Annotated in this window: 17 protein-coding genes; 8 read left to right on the top strand and 9 right to left on the bottom strand. The window is 60.6% G+C overall.

All coding sequences use genetic code 11. From position 1 onward, the window contains the following. Positions 1–10: 10 nt before the first annotated feature. Positions 11–1,702 carry a dihydroxy-acid dehydratase gene (locus tag P5540_08390; protein ID HRT64835.1) on the bottom strand — a complete coding sequence of 564 codons (1,692 nt, stop codon included), beginning with the start codon at positions 1,700–1,702 and terminating at the stop codon, positions 11–13. A 241-nt stretch (positions 1,703–1,943) separates the two neighbouring features. On the opposite strand from P5540_08390, the gene P5540_08395 reads away from it, so the two are divergent. Both P5540_08395 and P5540_08400 read left to right on the top strand, forming a co-directional pair. After that, positions 1,944–3,005: a Gfo/Idh/MocA family oxidoreductase gene (locus P5540_08395; protein HRT64836.1), complete on the top strand. Its 1,062-nt coding sequence runs from the start codon at positions 1,944–1,946 to the stop codon at positions 3,003–3,005. Further along, entirely contained in the window at positions 3,002–6,118 is a 3,117-nt protein-coding gene (locus tag P5540_08400; protein HRT64837.1) for an alpha/beta hydrolase fold domain-containing protein, read from the top strand. Before P5540_08395 ends, P5540_08400 begins: the two co-directional genes overlap by 4 nt. A gap of 116 nt (positions 6,119–6,234) precedes the next feature. Here P5540_08400 and P5540_08405 read toward each other — a convergent pair whose 3' ends face one another. The 3 genes from P5540_08405 to tatC all read right to left on the bottom strand — a co-directional run bounded on the left by P5540_08405 (position 6,235) and on the right by tatC (position 9,711). Then, entirely contained in the window at positions 6,235–8,274 is a 2,040-nt protein-coding gene (locus P5540_08405) for a PAS domain S-box protein (GenBank protein HRT64838.1), read from the bottom strand. A gap of 204 nt (positions 8,275–8,478) precedes the next feature. Next, positions 8,479–8,880 (bottom strand): twin-arginine translocase TatA/TatE family subunit, encoded by a 402-nt coding sequence (locus tag P5540_08410; protein HRT64839.1) that lies wholly within the window; start codon positions 8,878–8,880, stop codon positions 8,479–8,481. Positions 8,881–8,895: 15 nt separating this feature from the next. After that, a complete protein-coding gene (tatC, locus tag P5540_08415; protein HRT64840.1) occupies positions 8,896–9,711 on the bottom strand; it encodes a twin-arginine translocase subunit TatC in 816 nt (271 codons plus the stop codon). A 154-nt stretch (positions 9,712–9,865) separates the two neighbouring features. On the opposite strand from tatC, the gene P5540_08420 reads away from it, so the two are divergent. The 6 genes from P5540_08420 to P5540_08445 all read left to right on the top strand — a co-directional run bounded on the left by P5540_08420 (position 9,866) and on the right by P5540_08445 (position 17,153). Further along, positions 9,866–10,639, top strand: a complete 774-nt coding sequence (locus P5540_08420; protein HRT64841.1) for a hypothetical protein — start codon at positions 9,866–9,868, stop codon at positions 10,637–10,639. 233 nt (positions 10,640–10,872) lie between these two features. Beyond that, complete coding sequence (locus P5540_08425) at positions 10,873–11,757, top strand: TIM barrel protein (GenBank protein ID HRT64842.1); 885 nt, start codon at positions 10,873–10,875, stop codon at positions 11,755–11,757. A 110-nt stretch (positions 11,758–11,867) separates the two neighbouring features. Continuing rightward, positions 11,868–13,361 carry a Gfo/Idh/MocA family oxidoreductase gene (locus P5540_08430; GenBank protein ID HRT64843.1) on the top strand — a complete coding sequence of 498 codons (1,494 nt, stop codon included), beginning with the start codon at positions 11,868–11,870 and terminating at the stop codon, positions 13,359–13,361. Then, a complete protein-coding gene (locus P5540_08435; GenBank protein HRT64844.1) occupies positions 13,358–15,460 on the top strand; it encodes a hypothetical protein in 2,103 nt (700 codons plus the stop codon). The genes P5540_08430 and P5540_08435 overlap by 4 nt, the downstream gene beginning before the upstream one ends. 132 nt (positions 15,461–15,592) lie before the next feature. Then, positions 15,593–16,291, top strand: a complete 699-nt coding sequence (locus P5540_08440) for a cytochrome b/b6 domain-containing protein (GenBank protein HRT64845.1) — start codon at positions 15,593–15,595, stop codon at positions 16,289–16,291. Between the two features lie 181 nt (positions 16,292–16,472). Then, entirely contained in the window at positions 16,473–17,153 is a 681-nt protein-coding gene (locus P5540_08445; GenBank protein ID HRT64846.1) for a discoidin domain-containing protein, read from the top strand. A gap of 74 nt (positions 17,154–17,227) precedes the next feature. Here P5540_08445 and P5540_08450 read toward each other — a convergent pair whose 3' ends face one another. The 5 genes from P5540_08450 to ftsZ form a co-directional block, all read right to left on the bottom strand. After that, positions 17,228–18,934 carry a PKD domain-containing protein gene (locus P5540_08450; GenBank protein HRT64847.1) on the bottom strand — a complete coding sequence of 569 codons (1,707 nt, stop codon included), beginning with the start codon at positions 18,932–18,934 and terminating at the stop codon, positions 17,228–17,230. Positions 18,935–19,054: 120 nt separating this feature from the next. Beyond that, complete coding sequence (locus P5540_08455; protein HRT64848.1) at positions 19,055–19,822, bottom strand: flagellar motor protein MotB; 768 nt, start codon at positions 19,820–19,822, stop codon at positions 19,055–19,057. An 18-nt stretch (positions 19,823–19,840) separates the two neighbouring features. Beyond that, positions 19,841–20,632, bottom strand: a complete 792-nt coding sequence (locus tag P5540_08460) for a MotA/TolQ/ExbB proton channel family protein (GenBank protein HRT64849.1) — start codon at positions 20,630–20,632, stop codon at positions 19,841–19,843. A gap of 68 nt (positions 20,633–20,700) precedes the next feature. After that, complete coding sequence (locus tag P5540_08465; GenBank protein HRT64850.1) at positions 20,701–21,738, bottom strand: Gfo/Idh/MocA family oxidoreductase; 1,038 nt, start codon at positions 21,736–21,738, stop codon at positions 20,701–20,703. Positions 21,739–21,808: 70 nt separating this feature from the next. Further along, entirely contained in the window at positions 21,809–23,089 is a 1,281-nt protein-coding gene (gene ftsZ / locus P5540_08470; protein ID HRT64851.1) for a cell division protein FtsZ, read from the bottom strand. Positions 23,090–23,143: the final 54 nt, after the last annotated feature.

Consider the following 23,143-nt stretch of genomic DNA (forward strand, 5'->3'; position numbering starts at 1 on the left):
TGGCGTACGACTACAGGAAGTCCAAGTCCGCGCCCAGATGCGCCTGAAGGACATGTTGGGCATGAAGGCGCCGCCAGCCGCGGGGCGGCAAGGGGCGCGGCGTGAACGCGGCGCGGCGCCGGGCAAGTTCGGAATCGTCCACGATCAAATCCACGCGCCGGGCTTCGACGTCGAGTTCGACGAGGTCGCCGTCGCGCACAAGCGCCAACGGTCCGCCGACAGCCGCCTCGGGCGAACAGTGCAGGACCACCGTGCCGTAGGCTGTGCCGCTCATGCGCGCGTCACTTACGCGCACCATGTCCTTGACTCCCTCGCGTGCAAGGTATTTCGGAATGGGCAGAGATCCAGCCTCGGGCATTCCGGCGCCGACCGGTCCGGCGTTGCGCAACACCATGACATGATTCGGCGTAAGGCCGAGCGACGGATCGTCAATCCGCTGTTCCGCGTCTTCGGGTGAATCGAACACCACGGCGGGTCCGCGGTGTTTCATCAGGTTTTTCGACGCGGCGGCGGCCTTGATCACGGCGCCGTCGGGCGCGAGCGAGCCTTTGACGATGGCCAGTGCGCCGGTTGGTCCAAGCGGTTCGGCAAGCGTGCGGATGGTTGTTTGCCATGCACCGGGCGGCGGGATGTTCCGCAGATATTCTCCCATCGTTTGGCCTGTAATCATCCGGGCCGACAAGTCCAGCAGCGGTTCCAGCGCTTTCAGCAACACCGGCATGCCGCCCGCGAAGTGCATGTCCTCAAGATAGCCGCTGCCAGCCGGCTTGCAATCCACCAGCAGGGGAACGCGCCGCGAGATGGCGTCGAAATCGTCGATCGCGAGGGGGATGCCGGCCCGGCGCGCGATCGCCAACAGATGGACGATGGCGTTGGTCGATCCGCCGATCGCCATGAGCGCCGTCAAGGCGTTGTGGAACGCAGCGCGTGTCAGGATATCGCGCGGGCGCCGCCCGGCGCGGGCTATTTCGACCGCGCGGCGTCCAGCCTCGACGCAATGCCGCAGACGTTCTCCGCTGCTCATGGGCGGCGTGGCGCCGCCGGGCAGCATAAGGCCGAGCGCCTCGGTCACACACGCCATCGTGGAGGCTGTGCCCATGACCATGCACGTGCCGCCCGTGAAACACAACGCCTGCTCGATTTCCCGGATTTCGTCCGCGCCCAGCCGTCCGGCGCGATACTGCGCCCAGTATCGGCGGCAGTCCGTACAGGCGCCGAGGCGTTCGCCTCGCCAATAGCCCGTCAACATCGGGCCCGACACGACCGAAAGGGCCGGTATGTTCGCCGAGGCCGCCGCCATCAACTGCGCGGGTACGGTCTTATCGCAACCGCCGAGCATGACAACCGCGTCCATCGGCTGCGCGGCGATCATTTCCTCGGTATCCATCGCGGCGAGATTGCGGAAGAGCATCGTCGTCGGCGAAGTGAGGATTTCGTGCAGTGAAATCGTCGGAAACGCGAAGGGACAGCCGCCGGCCTCGATCACGCCGCGCTTGATGGCCGCGACCATCTCCGGCATTTGCCGGTGGCATGTGTTGTAGTCCGACGACGTGTCCACGATGCCGACGATGGGCCGGTCGAGCGTGATGGCGTCGAAACCCGCCGACGCGAGAAAGGCTCGGCGCATGTACCGGCTGAATTCCGCGTCGCCATACGCCGTGATGTTGCGCGCAATGCCTGTTGCCGGGTCTGGATGTGTCATGGATGCTTCCGCTGCGTGTGTTCCGGTGCGGTTTTCCGAACCGGGCCTTTGTTTTCGCGATCGATCGTCGCCGCGAATCCCTCCATTCAGGACATTACTATATTTTCACACCCCGGCCGAGATCAATCCGCATCGTGCGTTGCCGCAAATCTTCGCAGGTTTGACGCCCGCCATGGCCGGAGCGTACACTCCGGTTTGTTCTTTTTCGGCAACCGATTCCATGCAAACAGGAGCAAACGCAATGGGCAGGACGTTGAATTTCGCGGTAGTGGGACTGGGAATGGGCGGACATCACTGCAAGGCCATCCGGGGCGCCAAGGGAGCGAACCTGGCGGCCGTGTGCGACATTGACGAGGAGCGCCTGGCGCAGCGCATGAAGGAATTCGACTGCAAGGGGTACACGCGCTACGCGGATGTGCTCAAGGACAAAAGCATAGACGCGGTCTGCATTGTCGTCGAGAGCGGCTATCACGCGAAACTGGGCATCCAAGCCGCGAAGGCCGGCAAGCATATCATCATGGAGAAGCCCATAGACATCACGCCCGCGCGAATCAAGGCCTTCGAGGACGCGGTCAAGACGTCGGGCGTGAAGTGCGGTTGCATTTTCCAGTCGCGGATGGACAACTGCAACATCCTCATTCGGAAGGCCATCCTTGCCGGCAAGATGGGCAAGATTATCGGCGCGCACGCGCATTTGCCGTGGTTTCGCGGCGACGATTATTTTTCCGGCCCGCACGGTCCGTGGCGGGGGACGTGGAAACTCGACGGCGGCGGCAGCATGATGAACCAAGGCATTCATACCGTGGACCTGATCCAGTGGCTGGCGGGTCCGGTCGAGAGCGTGTTCGGATTTTACGGGGTGCACAATCACAAGATTGAAGCCGAGGATCAGGTTGTCGCGGTGCTCAAGTTCAAAAACGGCGCACTCGGCACGTTCTTTTCGACCACCTGCGCGATTCCCGAAGGCGCGCAACGCATTTACATGTACGGCACGAAAGGCTCGTTTTCGCGCCACGGCGGCACGCTTGAATTTTACGAGATGGATTCGCCCGCACAGCGTGAGCGCATGATGAATCTCTTCGGCGGCAACAAAAAGTCCGACACCGAGGCCAGCAAAGATCCGATGGCCGTTTCCGCCGACGGTCACCTGTTGATCATCGAGGACCTTGTCAAGGCGGTGCATTCGGATAGGGAGCCGGTCATTCCGATTTCGAGTGCGAAACATGCGGTCGAAATCGCCTGCGCCATCTACAAGTCCGCCCGCACCCATCGCGAAGTCAAAATCAGCGAGGTCCAGGCGTGATCCAACGTTTGCGGATGACGGATCGCGGATGGCGGATTATCTTGCCCTCGGCGCTGTTGTTTGCATGGGCCGCGTCCGCGGCGGCGGGTCCAATCGAATATCGCGGCCCCATCGTCTATGCGCGGCACGAGGGGGTCCCATTGCGAATGACGTTGGCGACCCCGAAAGATCCGGGCGTGGAGCCGCGACCGGCCGTGTTGCTGATCCACGGCGGATGCTGGCTGTTCGGCACGCGGAGCCAATTGCATTGGTACACGCGCCGATTTGCGGAAAAGGGGTATGTGGCGGCAGCCATCCAATACCGCATGATGCCGAAGCACCGCTTTCCCGAATGCGTCGAAGACTGCAAGGCGGCGGTCCGATGGCTCCGCCTGCATGCGGCGGAATACCACATTGATCCGGATCGCATCATCGCGCTGGGCAACAGCGCGGGGGGATATCTGGCCGCGATGCTCGGCGCGACCGAACCCAAGGATGGTTTCGAGGGGACGGTCAATCTCGGCGCATCGAGCGCTGTACAAGCGACGATCGGCATGTACGGCGTGTACGACTTGTCTGGATACCGCGATCCAAAAGGGTTTTTCGCCCTGCGCGGCATCACGAAATCGTTTGTAAAACGATTCGTGGGCAAGGAAACGCCGGATCACGACACGTACAAATGGGCGTCACCTATGACCTATGCGCACGCCGGAATGGGTCCGGTGTTTCTGGTGCATGGAACGAACGATCATATCGTGCGTTACGAGCAGTCAACGGCGTTTCGGGATCAATTGACGCGCCTCGGCGTGCCGGTTCACATGAGCACCGTGCCCTATGGACACGTTTTCGATTTCCTGCATGCGTCCGCGCGCCAGAAGGTGTTCGATGAGATATTGGTTTTTTTGAAAGAACATGGGTTGCAGCCCCAAGGAGGTTTTTCAATGGACGGACGGCCTTCCATTGATCCAGGCAACGCGCTGCCCCGGCACGCGATGGCGTTGCGTCCCGACGCCATCGCCGACACGCCCTTCGTGCAGGAGCGGCACGAGCCGTATCCGCTGGACGGCGGCGTGCGCGTCGTGGCCGTGGATGCTTCGGGAAGTGTCTGGGCGGGCACGGACAAGGGCGTGTACCGGCTCGATCGCGGCAACGCGCGCTGGCAGGCCATGACGCCGAAGGACGAACAAGGCCCGGTCTTCGCGTTGCTGTCGGATGGCGGATCCATGTGGGTTGGCGCGTGGAACGGTCTGTTTTGCGATGGGATAAAAATCGAGGCGGTGGGCGCGCCGATCGCGGCGCTGGCCAAAACAACGGGCGGGATGGCTGCCGCGGGTCCGGACGGTCTTTGGATTCAGGAGGGCGGTTCGTGGCGTCACGAAACGCCGCGCTGGGCGCGCAGCCTGCGCGATATGATTGCCGGTCCGGACGGCGCCCTGTGGATCGCCACCGGCAACGGGCTATACCGGCTGAAGGAAGGCGCGTTGCGTCTCTATCAGGACGAGAAGGCCATTCTTTCCAGTGATGTGAAATCGCTGGCCTTCGATGCGGACGGTGCGCTTTGGGCAGGCGGATTCGGCGGTGTGACCGTTTATCGCGACGGCGATCGGGCTTCGCATTTCACGCCGCGCGAAGGACTGCCCAGCGTCCATGTGCATGCCGTCGCGCAAGGGCCCGGCGGCATCATGTGGGCCGGAACGAAACACGGCGTGACGCGCTACGACGGCCAGTCGTGGTCTTTGCGCCATAGCCGCCGCTGGCTGCTCGACGACGACGTGCGCGACGTGGCCTTTGACGCGGACGGCACGGCGTGGATTGCCACGAAAAAAGGGGTCAGCGCGATTGTCCGCGAATCCATGACGTTTGCGCAAAAGGCCGCCCATTTCCACGGCGTGTGCATGCAGCGCCACGTCCGGGAGCCGTGGCTGGTCGAACGATGCCGCCTGCCCGTGCCGGGCGATGTCTCGAAATGGGAACCGGAAGACGACGACAATGACGGTTCCTATACGGCGCAATATATGGTGATGGAATGTTTCCGGTACGCGGTAACACGCGATCCGGAGGCGCGCGAAAATGCGCGGAAAGCCTTCGAGGCGATGCGGTTTTTACAAACCGTGACGGGCACGAACGGCTTTGTCGCGCGCACGGTCGTTCCGGCCACATGGACGGGAATGCACGATCCGGGCGAGCGCTTCACGCCGCAGGAACGCGCCCGTGTCCGCATCGAAGATCCGCGGTATAAAGAGGTGGAACAGCGCTGGCTGCCGTCGGCGGATGGGCAATGGCTGTGGAAGCGCGACACGAGCAGCGACGAAATGACAGGGCATTTCTACGGGTATGCCTTCTATTACGACCTTGTGGCCGAAGGCGCGGAGCGGGACATTGTCCGCGATCACGTTCGCCGCGTCATGGATTACATCATTGACGGAGGCTACGTGCTGATGGACGTGGACGGCACGCACACGCGCTGGGGGGTGTGGGCGCCGGAACGCCTGAACAGCGACCCGGATTGGGCGGCGGAACGCGGCATCAACAGCGTCGAGATCCTGTCGTACCTCAAGACGGCGCATCACATCACGGGTGACGAGAAGTACGAAAGGGAATATCGCCGGTTGCTGTTCGATTGCGGCTACGCGGACAACGTGCGCCGCGCGCAGTCCTACGCGCCGGCTTGGCGGACGCATATTGACGATGAACTATTGATGATGGCGTATCCCGCGTTGTTGCTATACGAGACCGATCCCGCCCTACGCGCCCTGTTTCGCGAAAGCCTCGACCACTGGTACAAGAGCCTCCGCATCGAGGAAAATCCCCTTGCGAATTTCACCTATGGCCTGCTGGCGGGCGAACATCCCGAACCCGACGGCTCGGTTGCCTTCCTGCGCGACGCGCCGCTGGATCTCGTTTGCTGGACCGTTGACAACACGCGGCGCGAGGACATCCGGATCGTCCGCGAACCGATATGGGAGCATTTGCAGACCAGCCGCCTTTTGCCCGCAAGCGAACGCGGGGTCGTGCGGTGGGACAAGAATCCCTGGATGGCTGTCCATGGCGAAGACGGCCGCAGCGAATGGTGCCCCGTGTTCTGGCTGCTGCCCTATTGGATGGGACGTTACGCCGGATTTATCAAGGTCTGAGATCGCGTGATTTTTCCATGCAGTCAAACGTGTAACGCCGAATTCCAATTCGGGTGGGGCGCCCGTTTTTTATGCCGAATCGGAATTCGGCGCTACAGGCCATTGCGCCGGCTTTACTAACAGGAACTGACCGCTTCCAGACGGTCTGGGCTTTCGGCGTCCTTTTCCATGATGCGCCGGATGGCGGAGGCCAGCACGGACGTCGGCAGCGGCTTGTTGAGACTATCCGTAATGCCTGCGGCGCGGGCCGCGTCCCGGCTGATTCCCTGCATGTACCCCGTCAAGAGAATAATGGGGCATTCCGGACGAATGGATCGGATTTCCCAGGAAAGTTCCATTCCGGTGAGATGGGGCATCACCTGATCGGTGACGACGATGTCGAACGATCCCGCCTGTTCCTGAAATAGCCGCAAGGCGTCTTGGCTGTTTGTGCAGACCGTAACCACGTAACCCACCTCTTCCAGCGCGTTGCGGTACAACACGGCGAGTTCCGTGTCGTCATCCACAAACAAAATGTGTTCGGAACCCGGCGTTACCGACAGGCTCGTCGGCGCCGATAAAGCGGGCGCGCCTTCCATTTGCGGGAAATAGACCTCGAACGTCGTTCCCATGCCCACTTCGCTGCGGACCATGATGGCGCCGCCATGGCTGGTGACGATCCCGTGAACGGACGCCAAGCCCAGTCCGGTGCCCTCGCCGGGCTTTTTCGTCGAGAAAAAGGGGTCGAAAATATGCGGGATGATTGACGGATCCATGCCGCATCCCGTATCGCGCACGGTCAGGCACACATACGCGCCCGGCGGCGGCGTGCCCGCGTCCGCGATAAAACCGGTCGAAATGGTGTGCTCGTCGAGGCCAACCTCGACGGTTCCCGGCGCCATGCCAATGGCCTGGAACGCGTTCGTGCAGAGGTTGATCACGACCTGGTGAACCTGCGTGGGATCGGCGAGAATCACGCCGCAATCGCGAACGTTTTCACGCAGCACGATGGTGGCCGGCAGCGTGGCGCGGAGGAAATCGAGCGCTTCGGCCACAATCGTATGGATGGCGACGGGGCGGCGGTCCTGTTCGACCTGGCGGCTGAACGTCATGATCTGCTTGACCATGTTGGCGCCGCGATTGCCCGCTTTTACGATGCGTTCGACGTTCATCCGCAGCGGGTCTTCTTCGGACAGGCGCCGCAGGGCCATTTCGCCATGGCCGAGAATGAGCGCGAGAATATTGTTGAAATCGTGCGCGATGCGCCCCGCCAGCGAGCCGACGGTTTCCATCTTTTGCGCGTGGCGCAACTGGCGTTCCATGGTGATTTTCGCGGTGACGTCGTGTTTGAGGGCAATGTAGTTCGTGACCGTGTTGTTACCGTTGCGGACGCTCGAAATGGTGCATTCCTCCTCGTAGAAAGAGCCGTCCTTGCGGCGGTTAACGAAATGGCCTGTCCATGCGCCGTCGCGCGCCAGCGTATCCCAAAGACGGCGGTAGAAAGCCTGATCGTGCTTGCCGCTCTTGAGAATGTTCGTTTTCTTGCCCACGGCCTCGGACGGCGCATAGCCCGTCAGCGACTTGAACGCGGGGTTCACATACTGAATTATGCCGTCAGCGTCGGTGATGACTACGGCCTCCCCGGATTGCTCGATGGCCATGGCAAGACGCCGGCGTTCTTCCATTTCATGCAGCAGCATTTTGTTCTGGCGCGCCAGGTTCAGATGCGCCATGCGCGATTCCAACGCGGCCAGGAAAAAACTCAGCAACAGGATGAGAAAACCCGCAAAGAGAGTCAGATCCTTTACCATCTTGTGCATCGGAAAATCCCGGCCGACAAGATAGACCTGGTTCAAGGCATGGATGCTTCCGGTTACGTCAAGTGACTTGGAAAAAACAAACAGCGCGCCCGCCAGTATGGGAACCACGGAGATCAAACCGGTCGGGTTGAGCCTGCGCAAGACAATCACGCTCGCGGCAAGCAGTTGGGATATGGCCAGCAGGCTCAGGCATTCGTCGAGCGGCATGTCGCGGTCAATCAGATGACATACCACGTTCGCGCCGATTTCAAGCGAGATTCCCATCGCGATCAGATAGATGACCCCCGCGCTCAAGACGGGCACGCCATCGTCCAATGGCTCACGCGTATGAACTGCCAATTGCTTCAATCGCCACATAAACCACCCCTTTCCCCGGACGACCGGCCAGGAAAACTCCGCAACCTCACTCGTATGGTTTTACTACCCTCTGCACACTATCTTATGACATTTGCGCGAAATTGTTTAGATTTTTTTCAGCGGCGTCCGCCGGCGTTGCACGGATCGGACGTTGCGAGAAAACGGGATGCGATATAAATGGGATAATCGGGTCCGGGGATGGTTTTAACCGTCAAGACGTTCGGGCGATTCCGTCCGCCCTTCTTCGGCTTGCTCCGTAGAATCGGCCTCTTTGGGGCCGGGATCCGTTTCCGGAGCGGCATTGGACGCTGTTTCCGTGTTTGGAGTTGAGCCCCCGGCGTTCTTTTCGTCGTCCAGAGAGGATATGGCCTTGCTCAGATCCTCGATGTATTCCTCAGGATTGTGGCGGGCAAGTTCGCGGATTTCCTCTTGCACCGGCTTGAGTTCGTTGGCCATTTCCCGCTTGATGTCGTCAATGTATCCCCGAAAATCCCGAAAGGCGCGCATGGCGATCTTCGCGTATTCGGGAAACTTTTCCGGTCCGAGGACAACCAGCGCGATCACGGCGAGAATTGTGATTTCGCCCATGCTCAAGTTGCCGAACATAACCGGATAAACCTCCTATGCCGCCTTTTCGCGCTGGCGCCGGCGGTAGACAATGTACGACGCCCAGATGCTGACTTCGTAAAGCAGGATCATGGGAATCAGCATGATCATCATGGAAATGGGATCCGGCGGCGTCAGCACGGCGGCGGCGGTGGCCAAGCCCACGATGGCCAGCCGTCGAAACCGCTTCAATCCGGCCGGCGTGAGCAACCCCATGTAGACCAGCGCCAAGGCGACCATCGGAAACTGAAACGCCACCGCGAAACCGAGGATTCCAAGCAGAATCTGCATCACGGTTTCGCTCATGCGCAGTTGAAACTCGACGCCTTCAGGCACCCATTGCATCAGGTAGGGCAAAACCAGCGGGAAGACACCGAAATAGGCCACGCCCGCGCCCAGCAAACCGAATCCGGCGCAGCCAAACAATAGAAATTGAACCATCTTGCGCTCGCCCGGCTTCAACCCCGGGAACACGAATGCGCACAATTGGTAGATGATAAAGGGCAATGCGATCAACACTGACGCGTACGCCGACAACTTCAGTTTGACCAGGAAGGGCTCGAGCGGATTGAGCACCGTCCATTGCGCGTTGAGCGGCTTGGAACTGTGAGCGGGTTCCTTGACGGCGCCGGTCGCGTCCGAGGGTTCCGTTTTCAGCACACCTGCCTGCTGAAGCGGGGACAATGGCCACGAAACGATTTCAAAAATGTAATTGGAAAGGCCGTAACAAAAGGCGAATGCCACCGCCACCGAAATCATGGAACGAATGATTCGGGTGCGGAGTTCCGCCAAATGTTCTGTAAACGTCATGCGTGCTTCGTAATCGCTCACGCGGCCATCCTCGTAAAAGACTTCCGTCAATCGGAAAGAGTAACATAAAAAAAGGGGAAAATGACAGCGAGTCCGCCCATCCTGAATGCGCCCGGATTTTTCAGGGTATGTTATAATTTTACATGGCATGGGCCAAAAAGCAAGGAGGCCGGTTATGAGAATTGCATGGGCATTGCTGCCGGGTTTGGTGCTGGCGGGCTGCGGCGGCGTCGAGTTGTTGACGGCGACGGCCATCCACGGCGAGTTGCAGGCGCAGAATCTGAAAGCCGTGCAAGGCCAAACCGCCATGGCCGGCGAAATGATGGGCAAGACCAACCTGCAAAGAGCCATCAACGCGTATCAGGCCGAAAAAGGCCAATGGCCGCCGTCGCTCAATGACTTGGCGCCCACGTGGATTCCGTCCATCCCGACACATGCCGACGGATCCCCCTATGGCTACGATCCGTCCACGGGCCAAATCCTTGACCATCCCGCGACGGCCGTGTCCGGTCCCACCCCGAACGACGTTCAGAAAATGGCCGTGATCCGAGCCGCGATAGATCAATACGGCCAGGCAATCGGCTACTATCCACCCTCCCTGCAGGCGCTTGTGCCGCAGTATTTGGCCGAGGTGCCGAAAACCGATTCCGGGCAGGATTTTCTGTTTGATCCCCAAAATGGCGCCTTGTCCGTGCCGGTTTCGTCCATATCGCCGCAACAGGCATCCGGCCCAGCGTCCCGGCCGCAACCGCCGCCGGCGGCGGGTGCGACGGGCGTGGGTCCAATGGGTGAAGTGATGACAGGCATCGGAATCCAGAACGAACTCAACCGGGGGGGCGGCGGTTCCGCCGTGAATTCCGCCGGCGGGTATGCGCGCCGTAAGATCGGCGACATCGGCGACAATTACGGCCGGCAACAAGAACAGGCCATGGACAACCTTGGGCTTTAGTTTGTCGTCCACCATTTCCCGATCGGGCGCATGGAAATTGCGGGCAAAGTCTTGAATTCGGGCATTGAATGCCTATTTTCCACTTTTTGAGTCCGGCCATCCTTGATCCTGTACAATTCGGTTATTCGGTCCGAAAAGACAGACGGCAATGGGATGACAGCCAGCGTTACAGGGCCTCTTTATTCACAGGCGATCGAAACTTTTTGGACATCAACGTCAGGAGGAAGGATGCGATGAACGGTTCGACAATGGGACGGCGGGATTTTCTGAAACGGGCGGCCATGACGGCGGCGGTCGTCGGGGCCGCGGGTTCGACAACGGCCCGGGCGGCCGAAAACGGATCGCTGAAAAAGGCCATCCAAATCGGGATGCTGCCCAAGGAATTGTCCGACGCGGACAAGTTCAAACTGGCGAGGGCGTGCGGATTCGAGGGCATCGAGGCCGTGCCGATGGACGATCTGGACGCCGCGAAGAAACTGGGCGAACAGGCCCGGGCGGCGGGCACGCCGATTCATTCGATTTGCCATGGCGGCTGGGACGCGCCGATGTCGGACGCGGATCCCGCGGTTATCGCAAAGGGAACGGCGAAACTGGAAACGACGATGCGCGCCGCGAAGGCCATGGGGGCGGACGTCGTGCTGCTGGTGCCGGCGGTCGTGAACGACAAGGTGAGTTACGACGCCGCCTATGAACGATCGCAGGCGAACATCAAGAAAATTCTCCCGCTGGCCGAAAAACTGGAAATTATTATTGCGGTCGAGAATGTCTGGAACAAGTTTCTGCTGAGTCCGCTCGAATTTGCGCGGTATGTGGACGAGTTTCAGAATCCTTGGCTCCGCGCCTATTTCGACGTCGGGAACGTTGTCGTGTACGGCTGGCCGGAGCAGTGGATTCGCGTGCTCGGCAAGCGGATTGTCCGTGTGCACCTAAAGGATTTCAAGCGCGACGGCATGCAGTGGAAAAACCTCCGGGAAGGCGACGTAAACTGGCCGGAAGTCCGTAAGGCCTTCGAGGAAACCGGCTATGCGAGTTATCTGACACCGGAACTGTCGGGCGGCGACGAGGCCTATCTCAAGGATCTCTCGGAACGAATGGACAAGATTATTGCGGGCCAATAAATCGCGACACCGTTTGGCGGCGCGCGGATGGATGGAAACCGTGCGCCGTTTTCGGATATGATCGCGTTTCGTGTGGTCGGAAGCAAGGGTCTGAAGTGCAGGAGTCGAGTATGCGTATGCGAGAGAAAAAAAGCCAGGCCGCGCCGGGGGCGATGGAGGAGACAATCGTCCTGACGCGAACCCAAGAAGCGACGTTATGTGACGGCGCGGCGAAAAAGCCGGGGAAGAAATCTTCCCGCCGGGATTTTCTGATGACGACGGCGGGCGCAGGCGCCGGGATGTTGTTCGCCAGCAAGGCGTTCGCGCAGGAAGCCGCGGCGGCGGCCGCGCCACCGGCGGCGGCTCCGGCGATTGTGTCTCCGGAATCGAAGGCCACCCAACTCAATATCGCCCTGATTGGGGTCGGCGCGGAAGGGCAGGTTCTGATGGACGCCGCGCTGCGTATTCCGGGCATCCGCTTCAAAGCGGTTTGCGACATCTGGGAATACAGTCGCCGGCGCGGGGCGGGCATGCTGAAAAAATTTGGGCATCCTGTCAACGCCTATGTTGATTACCAGGATCTGCTCGCCAATGAGACGGACATTGACGCGGTCATTGTGGCAACGCCCGAATTCGTGCACGCCGAGCACAGCATCGCCGCGATGAAAGCCGGCCATCACGTCTACTGCGAAAAGGAAATGTCCAACGACATTGAAAAGGCGCGCCAGATGGTGCTGGCCTCGCACGAGACGGGCAAACTCCTGCAAATCGGCCATCAGCGCCGCAGCAATCCACGTTATCAGCATGCGATCAACCGCCTCGTCCACGAAAACAGGCTTTTGGGCCGTGTGACGCATGCCTATGCGCAGTGGAACCGGTCGAAGAGCGCCAGCCAGGATCTCGGCTGGCCCAAGCAATATGAAATTGAGCCGGCCACGCTCGAAAAATACGGGTACGCCTCCATGCACCACTTCCGGAACTGGCGTTGGTACAAGAAATACGGCGGCGGGCCGATGGTGGACTTGGGTTCGCACCAAGTGGATATTTTCAGTTGGGTCTTCGGCGTGATGCCCAAGGCGGTGTATGCTTCGGGCGGCGTGGACTTCTACCTGAATCACGAGTGGTACGACAACGTATTGTGCATTTACGAGTACGAGAATGCCGAAGGCATTGCCCGCGCGTTCTACCAGGTGCTCACGACGACCAGCCACGGCGGGTTCTACGAGCAGTTCATGGGCGAGGACGGCACGCTGGCCATTTCCGAAGTACCGCAGCGCGGCGATGCGCTGCTGCGCGAGACCGGCGCGCCGGACTGGCAGCCTTTCGCCAAGCAGGGCTTGCTGGCGCCGATGGTGACGGCGGCGGCCCCGGCGGCCAAATCGAAGGATGTGGCGGTGGACGTGCGCGTTTCGGCGCTGCCGGATTCGTGGCCGCTGCCCATCCAGTTCAACAAACCCCCGCACCAGGCGCACCTCGAAAACTTCTTCGATGCCATCCGCCTGGGGACGCCCCTGAGTTGTCCGGGGGAAATCGGTTACGAGACCGCCGTGGCGGTGCTCAAGGTCAACCAGGCGGTCGAAATGGGCCAGCGGCTCACCTTCGCGCCGGAGGAGTTCAAGGCTTGAGCAGGAAGTATGCGCCGACGGCGGCCGTGGCGCTGCTTTGCGCCGTGGCCATGGTGGCGGTGGCCGCACCGCCCAAAAAACATGTGCTGGTGGACGGCAGCCGCGCGCGGCCCGTCCATCTGATTCCGCTTTACGACGACATGGGCCAGAAAGTCCTTCCAACGGACAACCCGGCCCAGCCGTTTTCCACCCAAGCCACCTGCGGCGATTGCCACGAATACGACAAAATCGCCACGGGCTGGCATTTCAACTCGACCGCCGGCAATGTACTGCCGGGACGCCCCGGGGAACCGTGGGTCATTGCCGACGAAGACGCAGCCATCCAGTTGCCGGTGTCGTATCGGGGCTGGTCCGGCACATGGCATCCCGCCGACGCGGGCCTGACCTACTGGGAATTCACGAAGCGTTTCGGGCGGCATATGCCCGGAGGCGACATGGGCGAACGCGAGGATCCGCAACTGGATCCGAAGGCGCGTTGGGAAATTTCCGGCCATCTCGACATCAACTGTCTCGCGTGCCATCTGGCCGCCAACGAACTCAACCAAAGCGAATGGGCGGTCCAGATCGGACGCGAAAACTTTCGCTGGGCCGCCACGGGCGCCAGCGGGATTGGCATCGTGAAAAACATGGCTTCGCGCCTGCCGGACTATTTCGACTTCATGAACGGCCCGAACCGCGACAATTCGTGGGCCGCCGCGCCCGAGGTGAAATACCAGCCCCACTTTTTCAATGAGAAGGATTGCGTTTTCTTCGACGTGACCGACAGCCCCACGGTGGACCACTGTTATTTCTGCCACTCGACGGCGCCGGCGGATCTGGACAAGACCGCCTTGTGGGAATCCGATCCGGATGTCCATATGGCCGCCGGACTGCGCTGCACGGACTGCCACCGCAACGGCCTGTCGCACAATATCGTGCGCGGATACGAAGGCGAGGAACACGCGGGCAATGCCGGGTCGCTGACTTGTCGCGGCTGCCATCTGGGCGATGCGTCGGCGTCCGGCGTCGAAAAACTGGGCGGCCGTCTCGGCGCGCCGCGTCCCCTGCACAAGGGATTGCCGCCGGTCCATTTGGAAAAACTCACGTGCACGGCATGTCATTCCGGCCCATGGCCGGATGCGGAAAAGACCGGCCGCGTGCGCACGGCGCGGGCCAACCGCTTGGGCATTCACGGACGCGCCCAATGGGACATGATGGTTCCGTATATTCTGGCGCCGGTGTTTATCCGGCAGGATGACGGTGTCATCGCGCCGCATGAAATGATTTACCCGGCCTTCTGGGGTATCCTTGCGGACGGTGGGATCAAGCCCCTTCTGCCGGAAGAAGTCAAGCCGTTGATTGATGCGCTGCGCGACGCGGAAGCCAAGGCTGCCCAAGAGGCGGCCGCGCCGGTTGCGGAAGCCGCGCCTGCTGAACAACCCGCCGAACAACCGGCCGAACAACCCGCCAACGAAACGCCAAACGATTCGTCGTCCGGCGAAGGCGACGCGGCGGCGGCCCCCGAAACGCCCGCGCCCCAAGAAGGAAGCGAAGGCGAAGGCGAAGGCGAAGGGGAAGGCGAAGCCACTTCCGAACAGGTAGTGGAAGAGAAGGAAGAGCCTCCCGCGCCGCCGTTGAACGCCACGCAGATTGCCGCGATCCTGGGGCAATTGGCGGAAAAGGGCACAGGCGAACCGGTGTATGTGGCGGGCGGCAAACTCTATCGCGTTTCGGGCGGCCAACTGGCGGCCTCGGATCACGAATCGGCCAAGCCGTACGCATGGCCGTTCGCGCATGACGTGCGCCCGGCCCGGCAATCTTTGGGCGCCGGCGGCTGTGCCGATTGTCATTCGGAAAAGAGCGGATTTTTCAATGCCAAGGTCATCGCCGAGGCGCCGGCCAATCCAGGCCCGCCCGTCGTGACCCGAATGCACGAATTGGAACGTCTGGATCCGAAATTCCTGACGTTGCTCGAGGAAGGGGTCGAACACTGGAAGATTTACCTTGCGCTGGCGGCGGTTTTCGGCGCATTTCTGGTTTTCGCCCTGCTGCATTACGGGCTGATGGGATTGGAGGGCCTGTTTCGCGGATTCGCGGCGACGGGAGAGAAGAAAGGCTGAAACCCGAAGGGTCAAGGATGAACGATGAGGGATGGAAACCGGTGTTCATGACATCCATTTCGCCCAATACATCCCCAACAGCCCGGTTACGGGCTATAGGCTATTGACTACTTTTCTTGAAGGAAGCGTTAGATGTTTCGATTGATTGCACTGATCGGAATGGCGGCAACCGTGGCGGCGGTCCTCGGTCATTTTGTCCTGTTTGGACCGAAACGGCTGAGCGACCCGAAGCAGCCGCGGCAGATTCAGCGGTTTAGATTTTGGGAGCGGTTTATCCATATCGCGACCGTGGCGGGTTTTCTGGGTTTGGCCGGCACGGGATTCTACAGTGTGCTTGCGCTGGGCAGTCCGCTTCAAGGCTGGTGGTGGCTGATTCATGCCACGGCGGCCCCCGTGTTCGTGATTGCGCTGACCCTGATGGTCGCCACGTGGGCAAAAGACGGGATTTTCGCGTCGTACGACTGGGAGTGGGCGCTGAAGTTCGGCGGCTACCTCGGATTCGGCAAGCATCCGCCGGCCGGCCGGTTCAATGCCGGCCAAAAGGCCTATTTCTGGATGGCGGCGCTGCTGGGCGCGGTGGTGTTGGTGACGGGATTGGGCCGCATGTTTCCCGTGTTCGATGTGGAAGGCCAGGCCATCGTGTACCAGGCGCACCGTTATGCCGCGCTGTTGTTCGTTCTGGCGGGCATCACACACCTGTATCTCGGCACCATAGCGAATCCTGGCACCTTGGGCGCGATGATGTACGGGAAGGTCAGCCGCGCATGGGCCGAGGAGCATCACCCGCAATGGTGGAAAACCATCGCGCGGGAAGACAAGTCCAAGACATGAGCCGCCGACCCGTTCCGTGAATAACGGCGGCTGGTTTTCGTCCATTATGAAAAAGGGCGAGGTTTGTATATGGAAACCAATGGGTTCGCATGACGCGAACCGTAGAGGAATGCGCGAAAGCGCGTGACATAACGCGGGACGGCAAAATGAAGTGGCCGTTCGCATGCAAGAGGAGAAAGCAATGAACAAGCGTATGTGGTATGCGGTAACGGCGGTGGTGGCTATGGCGTTTGCGGCGGGCGCGATGATTCCGGCCTTTGCGGAGGACATGGCCCCCTTGGATATCAAACTGCCGAAGCCAATGTTTGTCGGCACGCCGAAAAACATCACTTCCCCGAACCTCGAAAAGACCACCGGCGAGAGACGGCCGCCCTTCATGGCGCCGAAGGATGTGACCAATGTGGCCGCCGGCAAGGAATGCACCGCCAGCGACTCCGAACCCATCATCGGCGAACTTCCGATGATTACCGACGGCGACAAGGAAGGCGCGGACGGATCCTTCATCGAATTCGGCCCCGGCGTCCAATGGGTACAGATTGATCTTGGAGCCCCGCAGGAAATTTTCGCCATCGTCGTGTGGCATTACCATTCCCAGGCCCGCGTGTACCGCGATGTCATCGTGCAGGTTTCCGACGACAAGGATTTCGTGAAGGATGTCAAGACCGTATACAACAACGATCACGACAATACCGCCAAACTGGGCGTCGGCAGCGACAAGGAATACATCGAGACCAGCGAAGGCCGCCTGATTGACGCCAAGGGCGCCAAGGGCCGCTATGTCCGCCTGTATTCAAACGGCAACACATCGAACGACATGAACCACGTCATCGAGGTCGAAGTGTACGGCCGCCCCGCAAAGTAAGGCGGAACGGATTTTTCCCCCATCGGCATGGCGCTGACTCTTCGTCGGCGCCATGCCTGTTTCATTTGCACCGCTTATCGCAAGGGAAGCAATGCCGAAGTCCAGTCTGCGGGCAGGGACAGGAGCATGTCCCAGACGAGTTCCGGGTCGTGGCCCACGTTCTGGTTCCAGTTCGTGGCCCAGATGATCTTGCGCCCGTCTCGTGTGATGCTCGCCTGGGTTTCTTCCCAATATCCTCCGCGCGTGCCGTGGACCTGCGCAAGATAAAAGGCCCGCGGATGGCTTCGGTCGAGCGACACGAGGACGATTTTCCGGTCGAGCCAGTTCTGTTCGGCAAGTCCCGGTTCGGTATTCGTCGAAATGACGGCATAACCGGGATAGTTGCACGAGATGTGGACGCCGCTGTTCAGGCCCAAGTCGTCGCCCGCGTAATACAGGCGCACGAGCGGCACGCGGTTCGTGCCGGTGTAATCGCCGCCCGTTTCGAGGATGGGCTGCGTCGCCCAGTCTATCGGAATCAAATCCACATAGTCCGTCCGGTTGTTCTGCATGACGACAACCTCGTTTCCGTCGCTGTCAAGGCCGACATCGGCATGGGCCGTGGTGAAATCGAGCCGGTGGAATTGCGTGAGATCGCGCGTGGCCATCGTTAGGCCCGCAAGATTGCCGCCGTTCGGGTCGAGTCCGCCGACAAGCGCATAGGTTCCCTTCGGCGACATGCCCACCCAGTCAATGTCGGACTCCGCCGCCGAAAGAACGCGGAGCGCAATGACCTGATCGCCTTCCCGATCCCATGTGAGTATGGCCCGGAACCTATAATCGTCCCGCGTGCCGCGCATGAGAAAGGCCCAGTAGCGCATATCATCCGACGGTTCGCCTTCGTCCGCCATGGTGATGCAGTAGATGTCGGGATTGGCTTGCAGGAACGGACCCGTTACCGGATCTTGCGTGAAATCCTTTACGACAACGACCGTTTCGGGATCGCGCAGGTCAATCGTGACAAGCGTGAGATCCCGGATGGCCCAGAGGATGTGGGCGTCCTGCGGATCCCATCGCGGTTCGACAAGGTTCAGATTGGCGACGTAATTCTCCGGGCTGTCGTAGGGAACGCAGTCCGTCCGGTAGACGCGCCAGTCGCCTTCGGGAAAATATGTCAGAATAATCAGGCTCTGGTCCGCGTTGAACGGATCGTGGCGGGAATACTCGTGCCGCAGGCTCAGCGCTTGCGTTATGCGCCGCTGCGACGTGTGCAATTCGGCGTCAACGATAATCTGGCCGGGCGCGGGAAGGGCGGTGGCCTGTATCGGAAATCGCGGATTGTCGCCCGACAGCGGATCGGGGATTTCGACCAGCGGCCCCTCGCTGTCGTCGTTGCCGGGTTCCACACATACGCCCTCGACGACAATGGGTTCGTCGGCGATGAAAGTGTCCTGGCCGTAACGCGTCACGATGCGCAGGCGCGGCGTATAGGTTCCCGGCAATTCATACCGATGCAGGGGATTCGGCTCATTGGCCGTTCCCCCGTCGCCGAAATCCCATTCCCACGCCGTAATCGGCGCGTCGCCCGCTCGCGACGTGTTTGTAAACTGCACGTCGAGCGGAACCGGGCCGCTCAACGGCGCCGCCGTGAACGACGCCGCGGGTCCCCGGTGCCTCGGACAACCGGACAACACAGGCATCAACGACAAAGCCAAACAGGCACAAACCAGCGATGAAAACGCGCATTTCCGGGTGGTATCGCCTTGGATCGAGCGTCGAAATCCTGCAATGATATTGAACATGGCCGCCTCGCTTCGCCGATTTTCACATCGGCCCCGTTATCAGACACGAACGTCGCGAAATTTGTACGCTTCAAGAGTGCTTTTCCCATGCGACTGTTGGGTCCGGCATGGGATGCACGCTTATTCGTTTTCATCCAGAATAACGAATTCCACGCGCCGGTTTTTGGCGCGGTTTTCGGGGGTGTCGTTTGGGGCGACCGGGCGATATTCGCTGTAACCGCTCGCCGAGAGCAATTCAGGCGGCAACTGGTACTGATTGATCAGGTAGGCGATCACGGATGACGCGCGCTCGGTGGACAATTCCCAATTGGACGGATACCGCGCGGTGCGAATCGGCACGTTGTCCGTGTGACCCTCGACCCGGACGGGTTTCTTGGCCTCGGCGATAATCCGCGCGATCTTGCCCAGTAGCGGAAGCGACGCCGGTGTCGGCGTGGCGCTGCCCGGCTCGAACAAGAGTGAATCAGACATCCGCACGAAGAGTTTGGTTCCGCCGGGGCTGGTGCTGACCGTGATGGCGTTTTCGAGATTTTCCCGGGCGACGAGATCCATGAACTCGGCCTGTAGTTTCTCGATGGTGGGCGTCAGATTTTTCCCTTCAATCGCGCCTGGTCCGCCCGGAGTGGGTTTGGGCGTTTTTTCGAGGCGCGTGGTCGGCTGTGTGCCCCGGCGTCCCCCGCCGCCCGGCATCGGCACGGGCGTGCCCGCGGGGGTGTGGAAGGCGCTGCTCAGGGAGGCGCTCAGGGCCTGGAAGCGGGCCGTGTCGGCCTTGGAGAGCGAATACATGACGACGAAGAACACCATCATGAGCGTGATCAGGTCCGCGTAGGTCAGCAGCCATCGCTCTTCGTTTTCGTGCGCTTCCTCGCGCGAACGTTTACCGGCCACCTTGGATTCCTTTGCCGCTTACTTGGTCTCTTTTACCGGCGCCTTGACGTGCAGCCTTGCCCACATGCTTTCATCAATATAGGACTTGAGTTTTTCCTGGACCACGCGGGGATTGTCGCCGGACTGGATCGAAACCAGTCCTTCCACGATCACGAGGCCGATCTGGGTTTCCTCTTTGGCCACAAGCAACATCTTCTTGCCAATGGGCAACATGACCAAGTTGGCCGAGGAAACGCCATAGAACGTGGCCATGAACGCGACGGCAATCGAGGGGCCGAGTTCGCTGGCGTTTTCCAAATTGCCCATCACGAGAATCAGGCCCATGACCGTTCCGATGATGCCCATCGTCGGCGCGAACCCGCCCGCCGTGGACCAGATGCCCGCCATGGTTTTGGCGCGTTCCTCGAAGGTGTAAAGTTCCGTTGTGAGCATGTCGCGCAGCAGCGCCGGCTCTGTGCCGTCCACAATCAAGCCAACGCCGCGTTTCAGAAGCGGGCTGTCTATGGGAATCGGATGGTTTTCAAGCACCAACAACCCTTCACGGCGCGCCAGCGTAGCCAGTTCCCCGAACATCTCGAAGAGGTCCGGGAACTCGACGGTGCGTTTCTTGAACGCCGATGATGTCGCCGAGATGAGCGACTTGATTTCGTTCATCGAGTAACATGTCATGGTGGCGCCGATCGTGCCGCCCAGAATAATGACAAGGGCGCTTGGGGCAATCAGCGACGACGGGGGCAGCCCCTCTTCAATGCCGGCGCCCACCACCAGGACGATGCCCAGGATAATGCCGATTATGCTGGTCGGATCCATGAACGCTATTTCCTTGTCGTCCGCCTACACCAACGTGCAGGCATTATCTGTACTCATTCAAAGCAATGTCAATCGGCTGTGCAGACGATTTCGCCCGTTTCCGCCGATTCCACCGCCGCCAGCGATACCGCAAGGCTTTTCATCGCGTCGGCGTAATTGCTGCGGACCTTCGAGAAATCGCCGGTCTTCACCGCGTTGACAAACGTCGCGTCAATTTTCGGCGATGTGTCGGCCCGGATTACCTCGGTCGTGGTTTCACCGCCGGATTTGCGAATGATGGACATTTTCTCGTAGTCAATTTTCAGGCGGAAATCCGTTGTGAAAACATCCAACAAAACTTCAAACATGTAATTGACCTGGCACGAACACACGAAAACGCCCGGGATTCCGGATTCGAACTGCATGAGCAGCGTGGTCGCGTCCCAGATATTGTACTCGTGCAATTGAAGCCCGGCCGTCTGGCTCGACACCGACCCCTTGCCCAACGCGCTCGCCTCCAATTTGTCCGCCGTGACCACCGCGCCCTGCCGTTTCGTCGCGCACACCCATTCGACGTCGCCAAGCAGGAATCGCATCAGGTCGAGCATGTGCGTGGCCTGCTCGGTGATCTGTCCGCCCGACAACGCCAGCCGCGTGTACCAGCCGCCGATGGCGCCGCAGACGTAATGGCCCTGGACCATGTTCACAAAGGCGCCGTCCAGCATTTCCTTTGCGCGGTCCATGATATCGAGATAACGAATCTGGTAGCCGACGCAGGTGCCGATTCCGCGTTTCTCGATGCGGTCCGCGATATCCGTGGCGAGATCCCATGTCGTCGCCAGCGGTTTTTCGACGAAAAACGGCAATCCTTTGTGAATGACGTCTATTTCCGGCTCGCCATGCTGGTACGGCGGCACCGAGATGTAGCAGCAGTCCAGTTTTTCCTCTTCCAGCATGATTTTATGGCTGGCATAGGGTTTCGCGCCGTGTTTTTCCGCCGCCGTTTTCGCCTTGTCGAACGCGAGATCCGTTACCGCGACAACCTTTGCGTCCGGAACGTCCCGCAACATATCCATGTGCCAATTCGCATTGCCGCCCGCGCCGATAAATCCAATTCGCACCGCCATGATTGTCTTCTCCGATTACGATTTTTTAGATCTGCGATTTCTCTTACACGTATCTTCCCGTTCCAACCACCTACTTCTTCAGCCGTTTCCTCAGCCATGTCGGCAGATTCATGTCGTCGTCCTGCGAGCCGCCGGAACGCTGGACGGCCGGTTCCGGTTCCGGTTCGTTGCCGGCCCACACCGTAGTGGACACGCCGGCCTCGACCGTGTCCTTGTTGTTCACGGCAAACTCGATCTGCGTGCCGGGTTTGACGGGAGCAGGCTCCGGCGGGAGCACCGGCTTGGCGGGGGCCGGCGCGAACACGGGCGGTTCGACCGGCGCGGCCACGGGCGTTTCCGCCGCCGACACAAGCCCCTGGTCCGAATACTCCGATGCCATGTCCGGATCGAATCCCGCCGCGATCACCATCACCTGAAGTTCGGGGCGTTCTTCCTCGCTCACCACCGCGCCGAATATGATCCGCGCTTTCGGGTGCGCGGCCTTGCGCACGGTCGAAACGGCCTCTTCCATCTCGCGCATGCCGATGTCGCGGCCGCCGGTCACGTTCACGATGACGCCGCGCGCGCCCTGAATGTTCGACTGTTCCAGCAGCGGGCAGACAATGGCCTCCTGCGCGGCGCGCACGGCCCGGTTCTCGCCTTCGGCCACGCCGATGCCCATCAGCGCCCGTCCGCCAATTTCCATCACGGTGCGCACGTCGGCGAAATCCACGTTGATCAATCCATGCACCGTAATCAGATCGGTGATGGCGCGCACGCCGTTGTGCAGGACTTCGTCGGCCTGCTGGAACGCGTTCAGAAACGAAATCTTGTTTTGTCCGAGCGCGGCGACGCGATCGTTGGGCACGACGATGAGGCTGTTCACCTGTTCCTCGAGCAGTTTGAGTCCCTCGCGGGCGTTTTCCATGCGCTCGATGCCCTCGAACGAAAACGGCAGCGTCACGATGGCCACGACGAGCGCGCCGGTGCCCTTCGCAATTTCGGCCACGACCGGTCCCGCGCCCGTGCCCGTGCCACCGCCGAGACCCGCCGTCAGAAAGACCATGTCGGCGCCTTTGAGCGCCTCGGAAAGCCGATCGCGATCCTCGATGGCGGCGGCCCGGCCGATATCCGGCTTGGCCCCCGCCCCGAGACCGTGGGTCGTTTCAAGGCCGATTTGCAGCCGGCGTGGTGCGGGTGAATTCTGAAGCGCCTGCGCGTCCGTGTTGACCACGATGAACTCGACCTCGCGCAGTCCCGCCGCGATCATGCGGTTCACGGCGTTGCCGCCCCCGCCGCCTACGCCGCAGACCTTGATTACCGCGCGTTGCGCGAACGTCGTGAACTCGTCCGACATCCCAATCGTCGTCATGGCAATATCTCCTGTTTCTTCCTGGCGCCGTCCGAGGCCTGTTCAGCCTTCAGT

This window comes from Candidatus Hydrogenedentota bacterium, assembly GCA_035450225.1.
Taxonomy (GTDB): domain Bacteria; phylum Hydrogenedentota; class Hydrogenedentia; order Hydrogenedentales; family SLHB01; genus DSVR01.